This is a genomic window from Allobosea sp. Root381, from assembly GCF_001429395.1.
Lineage (GTDB): Bacteria > Pseudomonadota > Alphaproteobacteria > Rhizobiales > Beijerinckiaceae > Allobosea.
In genome coordinates this window covers 39,831-57,101 of sequence record NZ_LMJT01000018.1, presented here as the reverse complement: position 1 = coordinate 57,101, position 17,271 = coordinate 39,831, and the positions used below count along the sequence as shown (strand labels likewise).

Below are 17,271 nucleotides of genomic sequence, written 5' to 3'. Positions count from 1 at the left end.
TGGGGCCTATTTCAGCTCCGCTTCCTCATAGGTCACGGAGGTGTCGGGCAACTGGCTGAGGCCGACCAGGCGCTTGTCCCGGCCGAGCACCAGCGTGTTGATCGACAGGAATATCCAAGGAGCCTTCTCCCAGACGATCTTCTGGACCTCGTCATAGGCGGCCTTCCGCTCGGCCGGATCGGCGGTGGCCAGGCCCTTCTGAAGAGCGGCATCGACCGCGTCATCCTTGAAATAGGCGAGGTTGTAGAGCGCTGGTGGATAGCTGCGGCTCGACAGCAGCGGCCGCAGTGCCCAGTCGGCATCGCCGGTCGAAGGCGCCCAGCTGCCGAAGAACATGCGGACCTGGGCCTCTTCCGGGGTCTTGGCGCCCCACAGTCTCGTGGTTGCGACGCCGGCTTCAAGCGGATTGACCGCCACCTTGACGCCGACTGCGGCCAGCTGCTGCTGGAGGAACTGCGAGGCCCTGTTGTTGAGGGTGTTGCTGAAGTTCCAGATCTCGGTCTCGAACCCGTTCGGATAGCCTGCCTCGGCCAGCAACTGCTTCGCCTTGGCGGGGTCGTAGGGCCAGACGCCCTGCTTGTTGTAGAAGGCGATGCCCGGCGCGACGGGGGCGTCCATCGGCGTGCCGAAGCCATTGTAGACGACCTTGATGAAGGCGGCCTTGTCGATGGCATAGTTGAGAGCCTGCCGGACGCGCGGATCGTCGAACGGCTTCCTGGTGGTATTGAGCGCGACATACTGCGCCACGATCGAGGGCGTCTTGTCGATGGCGAGGCGCTCGTCGCGTTCGACGATCTGCACTGTCTCGGGCGGCAGGGGGAAGACGAACTGCGCTTCGCCGGAACGCAGCAAGGCGAGCCTCGCGCCGCCTTCGGGAACGCTGCGGATCGTGACGCCGTCGAGGCGCGGCAGGCCCTGCCGCCAGTATTGCTGGTTGCGCGACGCCTTGAGCGTGTCTGGCGTCCAGCTCGCGAAGACGAAAGGCCCGGTGCCGACCGGATGCCGCGAGATGTCCGCGCCGTATTGTGCGATCGCCTTCGGGCTCAGGATCGAAGCGCCGGTGTGAGCAAGATAGTTGAGCAGCACGCCCGATGGAGCCTTCAGGATCAGGCGAACGGTGAACGCGTCGACGACCTCGACCCTGTCGAGCGCCTCGAGCAGGCTTTGCCGCTTGAGGCGGTTGGACGGGTCTCGCAGCCGGTCGTAGTTCAGCTTGACCGCGGCCGCATCGAAGGGCGTTCCGTCATGGAATTTGACGTCTCGCCGCAGATGGACGGTGTATTCGGTCGAATTGGCGTTGACCTCGCTGCGTTCGGCCAGAACCGGCACGAGCTTGAGGTTGCGGTCGAAGCCGTAGAGCCCCTGGAAGAACAGCCGGCTGGCGGAAAGCGACACCGAGTCGTTGAGGTCTGTAGGGTCGAGGCCGAGGATGTTGTCGCCGACGCCGACCGTGATCTGCCCTGCAGCGAGAACCGGACTCGCGAGACCGAGGAGGGCTGCTACGGCCACCGATCGAAAGGCGGTGCGAATGCGACTGGATGAAGGCAGCGATCTGGGCATGAGCGGCATCTCCGGCTCGGCACTTTGGGGTCACTACAGGCGTCACGGTCGTTCTTAGAAACGAACGACTCTAGGATCGGGATTTGGCAGGTCGAAGTCCAGCGTTGTGCGGACAAAGGGGAACCAAATTCGCGGCGCCTTGCAGAAGATTATTCTTTGTTTGCAAGGCTGCGTAGGTGCTCGCTTCGACTGGGGGTACGAAGCGAGCGCCTACCGGCGAGCTCCAGCGTCCTGCCGGAGATCAAATTGAGATCGTTTGGTTTGACGAACGGTGACGTCGTTCGCCCGCCAGCCTTCGCAGGGGCGATCCGTCCGATGGACTCAAGTCCGTTCGCTGAGCGGATGAACGGAATCCGCCCCTTCGGCAGCCGAGATCAGCCATTGGTGACCCGCGTGGCGAAGCGGTGCAGGCGCTTCAGGCCATCAGCGAGCGTTTCGCGATCGACGCAGAAGGACAGGCGGAAATAAGGTGACAGGCCGAACGGCGTCCCCGGCACGATGGCCAAGCCCTCGGTCTCCAGGATTTCACGCGCCACGTCCTCATCGGTCTCCATGCGCTGGCCGGATGGGGCCGTCCTGCCGACCAGCCCCGCGCAGTTGACATAGGCGTAGAAGGCCGATTGTGGGGCGGCCAGTTCTAAGCCGGGTGTCACTGCGACCGTGGCTACCACCAGATCGCGCCGCTCCTCATACTCCTTGCGATTCCGGTCCCTGAACTCCTGGTTGTCGGCGAGCGCTGCCAGCGCGGCGTATTGCGCGATCGTGCTGGGGGAGCTGACCCCTTGCGAGTTGAGCGCGTTGATCGCGGCGATGATCGGCTTGGGTGCCGCGGCGAAGCCGAGTCGCCAGCCGGTCAGCCCATAGCCCTTGGAGAAGCCGTTCACCAGGACAGTACGGTCGCGCAGATGAGGAGCCGCAGCGACGAGGTTGCCCGGGTTCACGCCGTCGAAGTTCAGGTGCTCGTAGATCTCGTCGGTCAGCACCGCGACCTGCGGATGGCGGGCCAGAACCTCGCCCAGCGCGGCGAGGTGCTCGTTGGTGTAGATCGCCCCGGTCGGGTTGTTGGGGTTGTTGAGGATCAGCAGCTTCGTGCGCGGGCCGATGGCGGCTTCCAGATCCTGCGGGGTGAGCCGGAAGCCGTTCGCCTGCGTGGTCGGAACCAGGCGGGTGGCGCCGTCGGCGTACCGCACCATCTCCGGATAAGACACCCAGAACGGGGCCGGCACCAGAACCTCGTCGTCGCGGTCCAGCAGCGCCATCAGTGCGGTCAGAAGCAAGATCTTCGAGCCGCTGGAGACGGTGATCTCGGCGGCGTCGTAGCTCACGCCGTTCTCCCGCAGCAGCTTGTCGGCAATCGCCCTGCGAAGCGCGAGAAGGCCGTCGACGGCGGTGTAGCGGGTGTCGCCACGCCGGATCGCGGCAATGCCGGCCTCTGCCGCCGCGAGGGGCGAGCCGAAATCGGGCTCGCCCGCGCTCAGTGCCAGAACATCGCGTCCGGCGGCCCGCAGCTCGGCCGCCAGCCGGGTGAGCGCCATCGTCGGCGAGTCGCGGATCGTCTTCCCCCGTGTCGACAGGCGCGAATGCGGATCGAGGGTGACGGACGAGGCGGATGCCGACATGAGTTTCTCCAGCTCGGCGCAGGACAGAGGGATGCGCCGTGCCGTCTTGTATATATCTATAAAATCGATAGACAACATGCTTGGCTTGCCGGCAATCCGGCGAACCAGCAATCCCACGGCCCGGCGACGCTGCCTGGCGAATGATCGGAATGAGGCGGTTATGATGTTCGAGACGGTGCGCCGTATTGGTTTGGCAGTCGCTGCCACGCTGTCCCTGCCGATCGCGCAGGCCATGGCCGGCCCGACCGTCGATGCGATCAAGGCGCGCGGCGAGCTGGTTTGCGGCGTGAGCCAGGGCTCCGCCGGGCTTTCGCTGGCCGGCGGCAATGGCCGCTGGGCCGGGCTCGATGTCGATTACTGCCGCGCTCTGGCGGCGGCGATCTTGGGCGACGGTGAGAAGGTCCGCTTCACGCCGCTCAGCTCGCAGCAGCGCTTCACCGCCCTGCAGTCCAAGGAGGTCGATGTCCTCTCCCGCAACACGACGATCACCTCGAGCCGCGATGCCGGCCTGGGCGTGACCTTCGTCGGGACGATCTTCTATGACGGCCAGGGATTTCTCGTGCCGAAGAAGCTCGGCGTGAAGAGCGCGAAGGAACTCGACGGTGCGCAGGTCTGCGTGCAGCCGGGCACCGTCAACGAGCAGAACCTGGTCGACTACTTCAAGAGCAACAAGCTCGCCTTCCGCCCCGTGGTCATCGAGAATCTCGTGGAGCTGGAGCAGGCCTTCTATGCCGGCCGCTGCGACGTCTACCTCTCCGATGCCTCGACGCTCTCGGCCAGCCGCGCGGCGCGTGCGCCGAAGCCGGACGATTTCGTCATCTTGCCGGAACGCATCACAAAATCGCCGCTCGGCCCGGCCGTCCGCCAGGACGATCCTAACTTTGCCGCGATCGCGCGTTGGACGCTGAATGCGCTGGTGGCGGCAGAGGAACTGGGCATCACCCAGGCCAATGTCGAGGAGCAGCGCAAGAGCCCGCAGGCCGAGACGCGCCGCCTGCTCGGCGTCGAGCCGGGCCTCGGCAAACCCTTCGGCCTCGACGATGCCTGGGCCTACCGGGTGATCAGGGCGGTCGGCAACTACGCCGATATCTGGAACCGCAATCTCGGGCCCCAGACGCCGCTCGGCCTGGCCCGCGAACAGAATCGCCTCTGGAACGAGGGCGGCCTGCTCTATTCGCCGCCGTTCCAGTGATCCGGCGGGACCTGAACTCCCGCCGGCCGTGAGCTCATTCGCAGGATGGAAGGGCGGCCCTCGGGCCGCCCTGACCGGTTTTTACGGACTTGCTTTCCTCGCCGGTCTCGGCCTCGTGCTCTGGCTGGCCGCGCTGGTCTCGGGAATGCAGGCGTCGCAGGGCATTCGCGGCGGCTTCGGCTTTCTCTCGGAGCCGGCCGGCTTCCAGATTCCAGAAGCGCTGTTTCCGGTCGGTCCTTCGGACAGCTATCTCCTCGTCATCCTGGCCGGGCTCGGCAACACGCTGCTGGTGGCGGCGCTCGCCATTCCCCTGGCGGTGGCGCTGGGCACGGCGGTCGCATTGCTGCGCCTGTTCGGCAGCCGGCCGCTGGCCTGGCTGGCGACGGCCTATGTCGAGCTCTTCCGCAACACGCCGGTCCTGCTCCAGCTTTTCCTCTGGTACGGCCTGCTGCTTCTGCTGCCGCCGATCCGACAGGCCTTCGATCCGCTGCCGGGCGTGCTGATCTCCAACCGGGGCCTGATCGTCCCGGCTCTCGCCCAGGGCGGTGCCTGGTTGGCGCTCACCGCCGCGACCGTGCTCGCGCTGCTGCTCCTGCGGAAGCGGGTGACGGAGGGCCAGCGCTTCTGGCTGAGCGCGCTCGCCATCCTTCCCCTGGCGGCGCTCGCGATTCTGCCGCGGCCGGAACTGGAGTTCGGCGCCCTGCGCGGGCTTGCGGTCTCGGGCGGCTGGAGCCTGAGCCCGGAGCTCGCCGCGCTGACCCTCGGGCTGATCCTGTTCCACGGCGCCTACATCGCAGAGGTCGTCCGTGCCGCCATCCTGGCCGTCCCGATGGGGCAGGTCGAGGCGGCCCGCTCGCTCGGCTTGGCGAATGGCGCGATCGCCCGCCTCGTCGTCGCGCCCGGCGCCGGGCGCATCGCCCTGCCGCCGCTCGCCAACCAGTTCCTGGCGCTGATCAAGAACAGCTCGCTGGCCGTCGCGATCGGCTATCCCGATCTCGTCGCGGTCATCAACACCGCGATCAACCAGACCGGCCAGGCGATCGAGGGCTCGGCGCTGGCTCTGGGCATCTATCTCGCGCTTGGCCTCTGCGTCGCCGGCGCGGTCAATCTCTATCATCGCCGCTCGAGCTATGGGGCGCTGACGGCCGATCCGACGGAGCGGCTTGGCGAGCGCTTGGCGCGGTCGCCTGTAACGCCCGCGACGCCGCTGGCCCGGGGCTTGAGCGGGTTTTCCTATGCGGTGCTGGCGCTGGCGGGCTTATGGCTGGCAAAATGGGCGCTGTGGGATGCCGTCTGGCTCGGCCCGGCGCAGCTCTGCGCCGATGGGGCAGGGGCCTGCTGGGCGGTACTGGCCGAGAAGCGCGGCCTGATCCTGTTCGGCACCATGCCGGGACAGGCGCATATCCGCGCCGTCATCGGCATCGGCCTGCTGCTGGCGGCCGTCTCGCTGATTGCGGCGCGAGGGTTGCCGCTGGCATGGCGCGCGGCTCTCGCCGTGCTGCTGGCGCTCGTCGCGCCGCTGCTGGTGCAGGGCCAGACATTCGGCCTGTCGCCCGTGCCGGTCACCAGTTGGGGCGGCGTCTTTGTCACGCTGCTGCTCGCGGTCTTCTCGATCGGCCTCGCCATCCCGCTCGCCTTGCCTCTGGCGGTTGCGCGCCGGGCGGCGACGCCGCTCCTGCGGGTTCCGGCCACATTCGTCATCGAGGCCATCCGCGGCGTGCCGCTGGTCCTGCTGCTCTTCGTCACGGCCTCGCTGCTGCCGCTGATCCTCGGCGGGCTCGCCGTCGAGAAGATGTGGCTGGTGCTGGCCGCACTGGTGCTGCACGGCGCGGCGACGCTCGCCGAGGTATGGCGCGGGGCGCTGGCCGCCGTGCCGCCGGGGCAGGCCGAAGGCGCCGCCAGCATGGGGCTGACGCGCTGGCAGGGCTTTCGGCTCGTGGTCTGGCCTCAGGCGCTGCGCATCGCCCTGCCGCCGACGGTCGGCACCATCATCGGCGCGGTCAAGGACACTTCGCTCGTCCTGGTCATCGGCGTGTTTGATGTCCTCGGCGCCGCCAAGGCCGCCTTGGCCGACACGCTGTGGCGCCCCTATGCGCTCGAGGTCTACCTCGCCGTCGCCGCCTTCTATTTCGCCATCTGCTTCCCGCTCTCCGCCTATGCCGAGCGGATGCGAAGCGGCTCGTCCTTCAACCGATGAAGACTTCCTGGAGAAACGACATGTCCGATCAACGCACGCGCCGTCGCCGCAGCTTCCTCTTCGTGCCGGGCCTGCGGCCCGACCGCTTCGCCAAGGCGCTCGAAACCGGTGCGGACGTGGTCTGCATCGATCTGGAGGACGCGGTCGCGCCCGACAGGAAGGACGAGTCCCGCGACCTGTCGCTGCCGCTCTACCATGAGCACAGGGCTGCGAAGCCCGAGAAGGCCGTCCGCATCAACAGCGCGCGCACGCCCGAAGGGCTCGCCGACCTGCTGGCGATCCTCAAGCTCGAGACGCTTCCTGACGCGGTCGTGCTGCCCAAGGTGCGCAGCGCCGACGAGGTCCGGATCGTAGCCGATCTCCTGCGCCATCGCCCCGAGCCGATCGTGCTCTATGTGATCATCGAGACGGCGGAGGGGCTCGAGAACGTCGCCTCGATCGCCCTGGCGGATCCTTCGATCGTCGCACTCTTCATCGGCGCCGTCGATCTCTCCGCCGAGCTGCGGGTCAAGCCGAGCTGGAATGCGCTGGCCTACGCGCGCTCCCGCATCGTCCATGCCGCGGCGCGGGCGGAGGTCGCCGTGCTCGACGTGCCCTATCTCACCATCGATGACGACGAGGGCCTGCGCCGCGAGGCTGCCCGCAGCGCCGAGCTGGGCTTCACCGGCAAGGCCTTGATCCACCCCAACCATATCCCGGCGATCCACGAGGCGTTCTCGCCGACCAGCGAGGACATCGCCTACGCCAAACGCGTCATCGCCGCCTATGCCGAAAGCACGACGGGGCTGGCCGTGGTCGACGGCAAGCTCATCGAGAAGCCGGTGATCCGCGAGGCCGAGCGCATCCTCGCCAATGCCGAGCGCGCGGCCGACGCGTAGCTTCGGCCCGGATACGCATCCTGAAACTGCGGCCCGGCCCGGCATTCCAGCCTGGCCGGGCACAGCTTGCCAAACCTTGCCCCAACGGACCGGAGGCGATCCCCGTGACAGCTGCGAGCGAATATCTCTGGTACATCCCCAATGCCGCGACGGCCGGTCACCGGGGCGACACCGCCTCCGAGGACCACAACAGCCTCACGACGCTGACCGAGCAGGCGAAGGCGCTGGAGCGGCATGGCTGGACGGGTGCGCTGATCGGCACCGGCTGGGGCCGGCCCGACACCTTTACGCTCGCGACTGCGCTCGCCGCGCAGACGACCAGCTTCGAGCCGCTGATCGCGATCCGCCCCGGCTACTGGCAGCCGGCGCATTTCGCCTCCTCCGCGGCGACGCTGGACCACCTCACCGGCGGCCGCGTCCGCATCAACATCGTCTCCGGCAAGGACAATCTCGCCGCCTATGGCGACAGCGAGGACGGCCAGGCCGAGCGCTACGGCCGGACCAGGGAGTTCATGCGGCTGGTCCGCAGGCTCTGGACCGAGGAAGCGGTCAGCCATGCCGGTGAGCATTTCGGGGTCGAGGCATCGACCGTCGTGCCGCGGCTGCAGCCGCGCGGGACGCGCCGTCATCCACGGCTCTATTTCGGCGGTGCCTCGGAAGCGGCGGAGCGCGTCGCCGCCACCGAGGCGGATGTCCAGCTCTTCTGGGGCGAGCCGCTCGACGGCGTCCGCGAGAGGATCGAGCGGCTCAAGGCGTTGAGCGGCAATCTGGATCGCGACCTGCCGCCGCTGGAGTTCGGGCTGCGCATCACCACGCTGGTGCGCGATACCACCGAGCAGGCCTGGGCCGATGCAGAGGCGAAGGTTGCGGAGATGGCGAGGAGCCAGGGCAGCGGTTGGAACGACCATCAGCGCGGCGTCGCCAAGGGCCAGCGGCGGCTGCTCGACCTGCAGGCGCGCGGCGAGGTTCTGGACGAGAATCTCTATACGGCGCCGGGGAAATTCGGCGGCGGCGGTGCCGGCACGACCTGGCTGGTCGGCTCGGCGGAAGACGTCGCCCGCTCGCTGCGCAAATACCAGGAGCTCGGCATCACCCAGTTCATACTCTCCGACACGCCCTATCTCGCCGAGATCAGGAGGCAGGGCGAAGAGCTCCTGCCGCTGCTGCGCGACTGAGCGCCGCTGCGGCGGCGGTTTCATTCGGCTGCCTGCCACCTCGTGCCCCACAGCGCGGAGCGATAGGCGTCCTCGCCAAATTCGGGGGCGACTGCCGAGGTGACGCGTTCGGCATGCCGGTCGAGATCGGCAAGGAACAGGTCGCGGCTGATGCTGGCGGTGACGGCGGGAATGTCCCGGCGCATCGACGGGACATCGCCGACCGGCACGCCGAAGCTGACAAAGCCGCCCGGATTGTAGATGTGGATGTTCCGGAGCTGCGGCGCGCGTCCCGGCTCCTTCTCCTGCAACTCATGGCCGAGGCCGAGATAGGGATGGGCGCCGAGATCCTCGTCCGCCTCGGTCTCCGGCGGCACATAGCGGTCCCGCCAGAGCAGGATGTCGCCGGCCAGATCGTCCAGTTCCGGGCGTCGGGCCAGGTCGACGCGGAAACCGGTGCCGGCGATCGCGAAGTCGAAATGGAACCGGCCCTGGTCGAGCGCCACCGCGATGCGGCCGTTCTCGACCTGCGGCTCGTGCCATTCCGTGCCGAGATGGATGTGAAAATTCGGGTGCTTCACGGCGCGCTCGACCGCGTCCGGCGTCGGTGTCGAGCCGGAATTGCGGAAGCGCAGCGCCTGCCGCCAGCGCAGCGCATCGGGGAGGTGGGGATAGTTGTCATAGGCGCCGGGATAGCCTCTGGCGCGGCTCACAGGCACGGACGCGATATGGTCGCGCCGGGCGAAGAGATGCACTTCGCGGGCACCAGCCTCGAGCGCGGCCCCGGCTGCATCGAAGGCCGAGGCCGCGGCGCCGATCACGGCCACGGCCTTGCCACGCAGCGAGGCGATGTCGATCTGGTCGTTGGTATGGGCGCGCAGGGTCTCGGGCAGCGCCAGCAGCGCCTCCGGCGTATAGGCATAGCCGCTGCCGGCGACGCCATTGGCCAGGATCACCTTGCGCGTGGTCTCGATCCGACGCTCGCCACCCGTCTCGAGATGAAGCTTCAGATGATCGGCCGCAGGCTCGATCCGCAGCAGCCGCGTGTCGTAGCGAATGGAGAGGCCGAGCCGGCCACGAAACCAGGAGATGTATTTCGCCCAGTCGAGGCGGGGAATGCGCAGCAGCTCGGCATAGGCCTGCCTGCCCTTGTGCTCCTCGTACCAGGCCTGGAAGCTCAGCCCCTGGACGCCGAGTTCGGGGCCCGGCAGGTTCTTCGGCGTCCGCAGCAGGTTCATGCGGGCGCGCGTCAGCCAGACGCCGGAATTTGCCTCGTCGGTCGCCGCATCGATGATGCTGAAGCGGCGGATGCCGGCGCGCTGCAGCGCAAGGGCGAAGCCGGCACCGGTGTGTCCGCCACCGACGACGACGACGTCATGGTCGATGCCTGGCCGTTCCGGCACCCAGTTCTCGGGGAAGGGGCCGAGCAGGCGCAGCGCCTCGGCGGCCGGGGACAGATCGGTCATGGGGCACTCCGGGAGAGTATGTAACGCCTGCGGCGCCAACGCCGTCTGGCCTGAAGCGGTTGTGCTCCGCCTTACTGGCGCCGAGACACCGGGAAGGCGGAAAAGCGTTGTCAGATCCGGTACCGGTCTCCGGACCGGCAAGACGCGCTCAGTGCGCGCCTTCGCGGAAGCGCACGAGCCCGTCGCGCGCGAGCAGATCGGTGATGTCGTCGCCCCAGCTGACATAGGCCGCGAGATTGCTGCGGCGCTGCGCCAGGGTCGGTAGGGGCGGCAGGGCCTCCGCCGGGTCGAATGCCGGCTGGTCGAGGCCGCTGCGGCGCTCCAGCCCGGCTTCGATCCAGGCCTGGGTTCCGCCCGCGAGCGCCAGCACGGGGCGGTCCTGCCCCGCCAGATCGGCGGCAGCCAGGCGCGCCAGCTCGCCATCAGCGGAGGTCAGCACGATCGCGCCCACGCCGGGAATACGCGAAAGGTTGTCCGCCAGCGTCGCACGGCGTGCGACATGGGAACCGGGGATGTAGCGCCGCTCGCGGAAATAGGGAGGCGCGGGCTCGAGATCGACCAGCGCGACATCTCCGGCGACAAGGCGCTGGTGCAGCTCCTGCACGGTCAGCGTCTTCGCAGAGGCGCCGTTCCCGAGGACACGCGAGGTCTGGGCGCCATGCTCGGTCAACGCGTCGGCCGATGCGGCATAGACATAGACGTTCTCATGCCCGAGTTGGATCAGCCAGGATGCCGAGATGCGTGAGCGCACGAGATCCTGATCGTCGACCAGCACGATCCGGCCCTGGCGGACGCCGACGAAGCGATCCGTCGTCTGCACGAGTTGCCCGCCGGGGGCCGAGCGGGTGCCCGGCAAATGGCCGGCGAGATATTCCTCCGTCGTCCTGACATCGAAGAGATAGAGCGTCTGCTCCGCGGCCTGCGCCTTGAATTCGGCGAGATCGGCCTTGGACAGCGTCCTGATGCCGAAGCGTTCTACCAGCCCGGAAGCGGCCTGCTCCGCCCTGGCGAGGCCCTCGGTGGTCGGACGGTCGGCGAGTGCGGTGGCGCCGCGGGCGGGCTCGTAGCCGGCGAGCAGCCATGCCGTCGTACCGTTTTCGAGCGAGACGACCGGATTGGGGAAGCCGGCATTGCGCAGAGCCTGCGCGCCGATGATGGCGCGGGTCCGGCCCGCGCAATTGATCACCACCGGTGTTTCCGGGGAGGGGATCTGGTCGAAGATCCGGTAGAGCAGCTCGGCGCCCGGCGCCGCGATGCCGCCCGGGATGGCGATGTGGTGGAACTCGTCCAGTGGACGCGTGTCGAGGATCACCAGCTCCTCGCCGGAATCGATTCGCGCCCGGAGGGTTTGCGCGTCGATCCGTGGCGTGTGGTAGCGACGCTCGATGAATTCGCCCAACGCCTTGCTGAGTGCGTACTGGCCGGTGATCAGCCCGTGGCCGGCCTTCCGCCAGCCCGCGAGCCCGCCTTCGAGCACGCGGGCGTCGCTGTAGCCCAGCTCGGTGAGGCGGCGAGCGGCGGCGAAGGCGAGTTCGCCGCCATCGTCGTCCGTCACCACCACGGTCACGCTGCGGCGCGGCAGCAGGTCTGCGGCGTGGAGCTCGATCTCGCTGAGCGGCAGCTCGACGGCGATCGAGATATGTCCGGCGAGGTAGCGCTCCTGGGCGCGGGCGTCGACGACCGCGATCTCGCGGCCTGCCAGGGCCTGGCGGCGCAGCTCTTCTGCCGAGATGGTGGCGATCGCGGAATGGGCCTTGGCGGAGCCGGGGAGGTCGTAGGCGAGGCTCATGGCTTTGCTCCTGTGAGGGGGGAAAAGGGTCAGGCGGCGACGACCGGGCGGTCGAGGCCGAGATGGTCGCGCAGGGTCCGGCCGGCATATTCGGTGCGGAACAGGTTGCGGCGGCGCAGCTCCGGAACGACATGGTCGACGAAGAGCTCGAGGCCGGACGGATAGGCGTCCATGTTCAGGTTGAAGCCGTCTGCGGCGCCGGTGCCGAACCAGAGCGCCATGTCGTCGGCGATCTGCCCAGGCGTGCCGACGACGAGGCGGTGGCCGCCGAGCGGGTTGCGGCCGAGCACCTCGCGCACGGTCAGGCGCTCGCGCCGCGCCTCGCGCACGATGTTCTCGACGAAGCCGCGGGTGACATGCGGGCTGATGTTGTCGAGTATGTCCTCGGGCAGCTCGCGATCGAGGGGCAGTCGCTCGGGATCGACGCCGAAGCGGACGGCAAGCTTTGCCTGCTCCTCTTCGATGTCGAGCAGGTCGTCCATCGCGCGCTTGCGGGCGCGCGCCTCGGCTTCGGTGCTGCCGATGACGGGATAGAGCCCCGGCAGGACGATCAGCGTCTCCGGGTCGCGGCCGAAGCCGCGGGCGAGTTCCTTGACCCTGGCATAGAAGTCGCGCCCGCCCTCGATGGTGCGCTGGATGGTGAAAAGAGCGTCGGCCCAGCGGGCGCCGAGGCGCTGGCTCGCATCGGAATCGCCGGCCTGGACGATGACCGGGCGGCCCTGCGGCGTCGGCGGCACCTGCAGCGGCCCGCGCACCGAGAACAACTCGCCGACATGGTCGATCTTGCGTGTGCGGGCGAGGTCGACATAGCGCCCGGTCGCGGGATCCGCGACGATCGCCCCCGCCGACCAGCTGTCCCACAGCTTGACGACGACCTCGACGAACTCCTCGGCGCGCCGGTAGCGGTCCTGATGGGCCGGCAGGTTGTCATAGCCGAAATTGCCGGCCGCGGCGTTGTGCTGCGTGGTGACGATGTTCCAGGCCGCCCTTCCGCCGCTGACATGGTCGAGCGAGGCGAAGCGCCGGGCGACGTGATAGGGATGGTCGAAGGTGGTCGAGGTCGTCGCCACGAGGCCGACATGGCTCGTCGCGCCGGCCATCGCGGTCAGCAGGATCGTCGGATCCAGCGCCGGCCAGGGTCGGAACGCCGCACTCTCGTCCAGGGCAGGGTGGTCGGCGAAAAAGACGGCATCGAAGGTGCCGCGCTCTGCAATCCGCGCGATTTCCAGGAAATGGCCGATATCGACGACCAATTCCGGCCGCTCCTGAAGCCGCCAGGCCGCATTGTGGCGCCCCGAGGGGATGACATTGGCGTTGAGATGGAGCTTGCGCCCTTGCTGGCGGCCGCCCGCATGAAAGGTCATGCCGCTTCTCCGGCGTATTTTCGATAATAGTATATTATTTTTATATTCTTTTATGCGTCAACCTGCGCGAGTGGCATTCTAGCTGTTCGGGCTCGACGTGCCGCAAATTAAGAAGGAATATCTCGTTAAGGTGCAAAATGAGACGATCTGTTCCAGCTGCTGGTCTTTGCACCTACCCTGCCTATTCGCCGGATCAGTCTCTAAAAAATACAGTTGTATGATAGATATTTTTGCGATCTATGACGGACGCCGCCGAGAGTCCGGCGTCCAATCAGCCAGAGGTCACGCATGCCCGAATACCGCCAGCTAGGCCGCAGCGACATCCGCGTCTCCGCCATCGCGCTTGGAACCATGACTTGGGGCCAGCAGAACACCGAGGCCGAGGGGCATGCCCAGCTCGACCATGCCCTGGATGCCGGCATCAACTTCATCGATACCGCCGAGAGCTATTCGATCCCGCCGCGGGCCGAGACTGCCGGCTCGACGGAGCGGATTATCGGCACCTGGCTGAAGACCGGCGGCAAGCGCGAACGAATCGTCCTCGCTTCCAAGGCAGCAGGACCGAGCAGCCGCAACTATCTGCGCCAGGATGGCAGCTCGCCACGCCTCGACGCGCGGCACATCAACGAGGCGATCGAGGGCTCGCTGAAGCGCCTGCAGACCGACTATCTCGATCTCTACCAGTTGCACTGGCCGCACCGGAACGTGCCGCTCTTCGGCAGCGGCGCGCATGCTCCCAGCCGCGGTGCCGACGGCTCGGAGGTGCCGATCGAGGAAACGCTGGATGCGCTCGACGGGCTGGTGAAGGCCGGCAAGGTCCGCCATATCGGCCTGTCGAACGAGACGCCCTGGGGCGTCTCGCGCTTCCTGCATCTGGCCGAGACCACAGGCAGGCCGCGCGTCGTCAGCGTCCAGAACGCCTACAACCTGATCAACCGGACCTATGAGAGCGGCCTGGCCGAGTTCCACGAGCGCGAGCAGGTCGGCCTTCTGGCCTATTCGCCGCTGGCGCAGGGCTATCTCACCGGCAAGTACCAGCGCGGTGCCCGCCCGGCGGGCGCGCGCTCGACGCTGTTCGAGCGCGGCAATCGCTATCAGAAGCCGGGCACGGAGGAGGCAGTCGACAGCTACCTGGCGATCGCGCGCGATTTCGGGCTCGATCCGGCGCAGCTGGCCATCGCCTATGTCACGAGCCGGGCCTTCGTCACCGCGAACATCATCGGCGCGACCAGCCTTGACCAGCTGCGGATCGACCTGGCGTCGCGCGAGCTGAAGATCACCCCGGAGATCGAGGCCCGCATCGACGCGGCGCATCAGATCCACGGCAACCCGGCGCCCTGATCGCCGTCAGGCGCGAAAAAGCCGCCCCGCGGTCCTCCGCGGGGCGGCTTTTTGTTTGCACGCCATGTGCCGCGGTTATTCGGCCGCGCGAGCCTGCGGCGGCGCGGCGATGCTGAAGCCGGTGCTGTCGGGGCCACCCACCGCCGAAGGCAGGCCCAGCTCCCAGTCGAGATAGGCGCGCGACGAGGCGAGGTTACCGCTGTGCCGGTCATGCAGCCAGAACAGATAGTCGATCCGCTTCGCGTCGCGGGGCTCGTCGCCGGCGCCGGACAGCGCGAGCCCCGCCTGACGCCAACTCTCCTCGCCGCCGGGATAGATGGCGACCGGTACGCGGCGCGCTTCCGCCAGATCGAGCGCCACCAGCGCCGCGAGCCCGGCATCGGCAGCGGTGACGACGAGTCGCGGCGCAGCTGCAACCTCCTGCGGCAGCTGGTCGAGCCGTGAGCGGTTGACCCAGCCCGCGCGGGCAGGGCGGTTGCGGCGATGGTCGCCGCTACGGTCGGCGGAGAGCAGCGCGGCGCCGACGCCCAGCCATTCGCGCAGCTCCGCCGCGGTCAGCACCGTCGGTGCCGGCGGGCGGGCAGGTTCGGGATGCGCGCTGGTCGGCGCCTTGCCCTCGACGAAGCCGGGAAGGACGACCGCGTCCCAGCCCAGCTGCCGCAGCCAATGCGCCGTCACCCTTGCGCGGACGCCGTCATCATCGGTCAGCACGATGCGGGCGCCGCGCGTCGCGGCCCAACTGTCGAGCGCCTGGACGAGCTGCCCGCCCTGGGCGGAGACGAAGCCCTCCGCATGGCCGGTGGCATATTCCTCGGGGCTGCGGACGTCGAACAGATAGGTCGTCCTGTCCGCCTCTCCCCTGAGGCGCGCGAGCTCGGCAGTGTCGATCTCAGGCACCGCATGGCGGGAGGCCAGCGTGGCGGCCCGCGCCTGTGCCTTCGCGCGGGCGGATTCGGCGAGCGGCGAGCGGGGAACGGCCGGGCTGTCTCGCTCCAGCGCGAAGCCGGCCAGTCGCCAGCCCTGCGTGCCCCCGGACAGGACGCGGACGGGGTTCGGGACGCCCGCATTGATCAGCGCCTGCCCGCCGATGATGCCGCGGGTGCGGCCGGCGCAGGACACCACCACGGTCGTCTCGGCCGACGGCACCAGTTCGGCGAAGCGCTGCACGATCTCCGCGCCCGGTGCGCTGACGGCGCCGGGTACGTGGAAGCGGGCGAACTCGTCGCTGGTGCGCGTGTCGATGACGATCAGGTCGGCGCCTTCCTGCCGCAGGCGGTCGAGCTCCGCGGCCTCGATGTCGGGCGTGTGGAGGGTAACCTCGACGTACTCCGCGAACGCCTTGCTCGGCACGTTGACGCCGGCGAAGACGGGCTGGCCGGCGGCTTGCCAGGCCTCGAAGCCGCCTTCGAGCAGATGCACGTCGCCATAGCCCAGCGCCGCGAGACGGCGCAGGGCGAGGGGGCCGATCGCCGGTTCGGCCACCAGCACGATGCGGGTCGCCGGCCGCGGCACCAGCGCCTGGATGTCGAGCTCGAGCCGGCTGTAGGGAATGTTCGCGGCTAGCAGCAGATGCCTCTCGCCGAACAGGCCTTCCTCACGGATGTCGATGAGGGCGATCTCGCCGCCGTCGCGGAGCCATTGCAGAAGGGTATGCGGGTCGATCGTGGCCGGGGCGGCCGGCGTGAAGCTGCTCATGATGTTTCCTCGGATCGGGACAGGGACGGCCGGGAGCCGGCGGTTCAGTAGTGGACGACGCCCGGCTGGCCACCGCCGACCGGGATGAAGTCGCCCGTGATCGAGGCGCTCCGCGGTGAGGAGAGGAAGGCGATCACGTCGGCCACCTCCTCGGCATCGACCAGCCGGCCGATGATGTTGGCCGCGCGCCGGCGCTCGACCTCCGTGACGGACAGGCCGAGCCGCTCGGCCTCGGTCTGGACGGAGGCGCCGGTCTTTTCCGTACGGGTCGCGCCGGGATGGACGCCGACGACATTGATGCCGTGAGGGCCAAGCTCGTCGGCGAGGTTCTTGGTCAGGGCCACGACGCCGACATTGCGGATTGTCCGCGCGATCGAAAGCGTCGTACGGGCGCCGAGCCCGCTGATGTTGATGATGCGACCCCAGCCCTGCCGGATCATCGCGGGAGCGATCGCCCGCGCCGTCCTGAGATAGCCGACCAGCTTGACGTCCAGGTCGCCATAGAGCGCCGCGTCGGTCGTGCCGGCAAGGCCGGGATGGGCTGCGCCGATGGTCTGGTCCGAGGCGGAATTGACCAGGATGTCGATGCTGCCGAGCGCGTCCTCCGCGCGCCGCGCCAGTTCCCGGACGGAGGCATCGTCGCGGACGTCGGTCGGGATGCCGATGACCTTGACCCCGTGGGCGGCTGAGAGCGAGGCCGCGACCTCGGCCAGCACATCGGCGGAGCGGGCGGCAAGGACGAGATCGACGCCCTCGGCCGCCAGTGCGCGTGCAGCGGCAAGGCCGATGCCTCTGCTGCCGCCGGATATGACGGCGCCCTTGCCCTTCAACTGGAGATCCATTGCAAGAACCTTCTTTGAAAAGAAAACCGCACGGACCCGTCAGGCGGTCATGTCGCGCGCAGCGCCGGATCGTCGAGATCAGGGGAGCGCAGCATTCTGCCTCGCAACGATATCGCCATCCGTTGATGTTCCATTAGTCTACAGTAGAGATGTTCAATATGTCCAAGACTCGAT

At 68.2% G+C, this 17,271-nt stretch carries 12 protein-coding genes; 5 read left to right on the top strand and 7 right to left on the bottom strand.

From position 1 onward, the window contains the following. Window positions 1-6: 6 nt before the first annotated feature. Both ASE63_RS15905 and ASE63_RS15900 read right to left on the bottom strand, forming a co-directional pair. Window positions 7-1,509: a glutathione ABC transporter substrate-binding protein gene (locus tag ASE63_RS15905; RefSeq protein WP_244491421.1), complete on the bottom strand. Its 1,503-nt coding sequence runs from the start codon at window positions 1,507-1,509 to the stop codon at window positions 7-9. 425 nt (window positions 1,510-1,934) lie between these two features. Beyond that, window positions 1,935-3,290 (bottom strand): pyridoxal phosphate-dependent aminotransferase, encoded by a 1,356-nt coding sequence (locus ASE63_RS15900; protein WP_162261786.1) that lies wholly within the window; start codon window positions 3,288-3,290, stop codon window positions 1,935-1,937. Window positions 3,291-3,342: 52 nt separating this feature from the next. On the opposite strand from ASE63_RS15900, the gene ASE63_RS15895 reads away from it, so the two are divergent. The 4 genes from ASE63_RS15895 (at window position 3,343) to ASE63_RS15880 (ending at window position 8,621) form a co-directional block, all read left to right on the top strand. Then, window positions 3,343-4,371, top strand: coding sequence for an amino acid ABC transporter substrate-binding protein (locus ASE63_RS15895; RefSeq protein WP_056803099.1), 1,029 nt, complete (start codon window positions 3,343-3,345; stop codon window positions 4,369-4,371). A gap of 28 nt (window positions 4,372-4,399) precedes the next feature. Next, window positions 4,400-6,568 carry an ABC transporter permease subunit gene (locus ASE63_RS15890; protein WP_156410403.1) on the top strand — a complete coding sequence of 723 codons (2,169 nt, stop codon included), beginning with the start codon at window positions 4,400-4,402 and terminating at the stop codon, window positions 6,566-6,568. A 20-nt stretch (window positions 6,569-6,588) separates the two neighbouring features. Continuing rightward, on the top strand, window positions 6,589-7,446 hold the full coding sequence (locus tag ASE63_RS15885; RefSeq protein WP_056803040.1) for a CoA ester lyase: 858 nt from the start codon (window positions 6,589-6,591) through the stop codon (window positions 7,444-7,446). A 104-nt stretch (window positions 7,447-7,550) separates the two neighbouring features. Next, complete coding sequence (locus ASE63_RS15880; protein WP_056803037.1) at window positions 7,551-8,621, top strand: LLM class flavin-dependent oxidoreductase; 1,071 nt, start codon at window positions 7,551-7,553, stop codon at window positions 8,619-8,621. Between the two features lie 20 nt (window positions 8,622-8,641). On the opposite strand, the gene ASE63_RS15875 is transcribed toward ASE63_RS15880, so the two are convergent. From ASE63_RS15875 to ASE63_RS15865, 3 genes are all read right to left on the bottom strand, one after another. Next, window positions 8,642-10,066 carry an FAD-dependent oxidoreductase gene (locus ASE63_RS15875; RefSeq protein WP_056803034.1) on the bottom strand — a complete coding sequence of 475 codons (1,425 nt, stop codon included), beginning with the start codon at window positions 10,064-10,066 and terminating at the stop codon, window positions 8,642-8,644. 148 nt (window positions 10,067-10,214) lie between these two features. Next, window positions 10,215-11,855 carry a rhodanese-like domain-containing protein gene (locus ASE63_RS15870; RefSeq protein ID WP_056803031.1) on the bottom strand — a complete coding sequence of 547 codons (1,641 nt, stop codon included), beginning with the start codon at window positions 11,853-11,855 and terminating at the stop codon, window positions 10,215-10,217. A gap of 29 nt (window positions 11,856-11,884) precedes the next feature. Next, on the bottom strand, window positions 11,885-13,219 hold the full coding sequence (locus ASE63_RS15865; protein WP_056803028.1) for an LLM class flavin-dependent oxidoreductase: 1,335 nt from the start codon (window positions 13,217-13,219) through the stop codon (window positions 11,885-11,887). A 288-nt stretch (window positions 13,220-13,507) separates the two neighbouring features. On the opposite strand from ASE63_RS15865, the gene ASE63_RS15860 reads away from it, so the two are divergent. Beyond that, window positions 13,508-14,560: an aldo/keto reductase gene (locus ASE63_RS15860; protein ID WP_056803026.1), complete on the top strand. Its 1,053-nt coding sequence runs from the start codon at window positions 13,508-13,510 to the stop codon at window positions 14,558-14,560. 75 nt (window positions 14,561-14,635) lie between these two features. Here ASE63_RS15860 and ASE63_RS15855 read toward each other — a convergent pair whose 3' ends face one another. Next, complete coding sequence (locus ASE63_RS15855) at window positions 14,636-16,255, bottom strand: rhodanese-like domain-containing protein (protein ID WP_056803023.1); 1,620 nt, start codon at window positions 16,253-16,255, stop codon at window positions 14,636-14,638. 44 nt (window positions 16,256-16,299) lie between these two features. After that, window positions 16,300-17,097 (bottom strand): SDR family oxidoreductase, encoded by a 798-nt coding sequence (locus ASE63_RS15850; RefSeq protein ID WP_056803020.1) that lies wholly within the window; start codon window positions 17,095-17,097, stop codon window positions 16,300-16,302. Window positions 17,098-17,271: the final 174 nt, after the last annotated feature.

Bases quoted from the DNA above. Each gene is read 5' to 3' on its own strand.
- ASE63_RS15895 (WP_056803099.1), top strand. From the start codon at position 3,343: ATGTTCGAGACGGTGCGCCGTATTGGTTTGGCAGTCGCTGCCACGCTG.
- ASE63_RS15885 (WP_056803040.1), top strand. From the start codon at position 6,589: ATGTCCGATCAACGCACGCGCCGTCGCCGCAGCTTCCTCTTCGTGCCG.
- ASE63_RS15875 (WP_056803034.1), bottom strand. From the start codon at position 10,066: ATGACCGATCTGTCCCCGGCCGCCGAGGCGCTGCGCCTGCTCGGCCCC.
- ASE63_RS15870 (WP_056803031.1), bottom strand. From the start codon at position 11,855: ATGAGCCTCGCCTACGACCTCCCCGGCTCCGCCAAGGCCCATTCCGCG.
- ASE63_RS15865 (WP_056803028.1), bottom strand. From the start codon at position 13,219: ATGACCTTTCATGCGGGCGGCCGCCAGCAAGGGCGCAAGCTCCATCTC.
- ASE63_RS15860 (WP_056803026.1), top strand. From the start codon at position 13,508: ATGCCCGAATACCGCCAGCTAGGCCGCAGCGACATCCGCGTCTCCGCC.
- ASE63_RS15855 (WP_056803023.1), bottom strand. From the start codon at position 16,255: ATGAGCAGCTTCACGCCGGCCGCCCCGGCCACGATCGACCCGCATACC.
- ASE63_RS15850 (WP_056803020.1), bottom strand. From the start codon at position 17,097: ATGGATCTCCAGTTGAAGGGCAAGGGCGCCGTCATATCCGGCGGCAGC.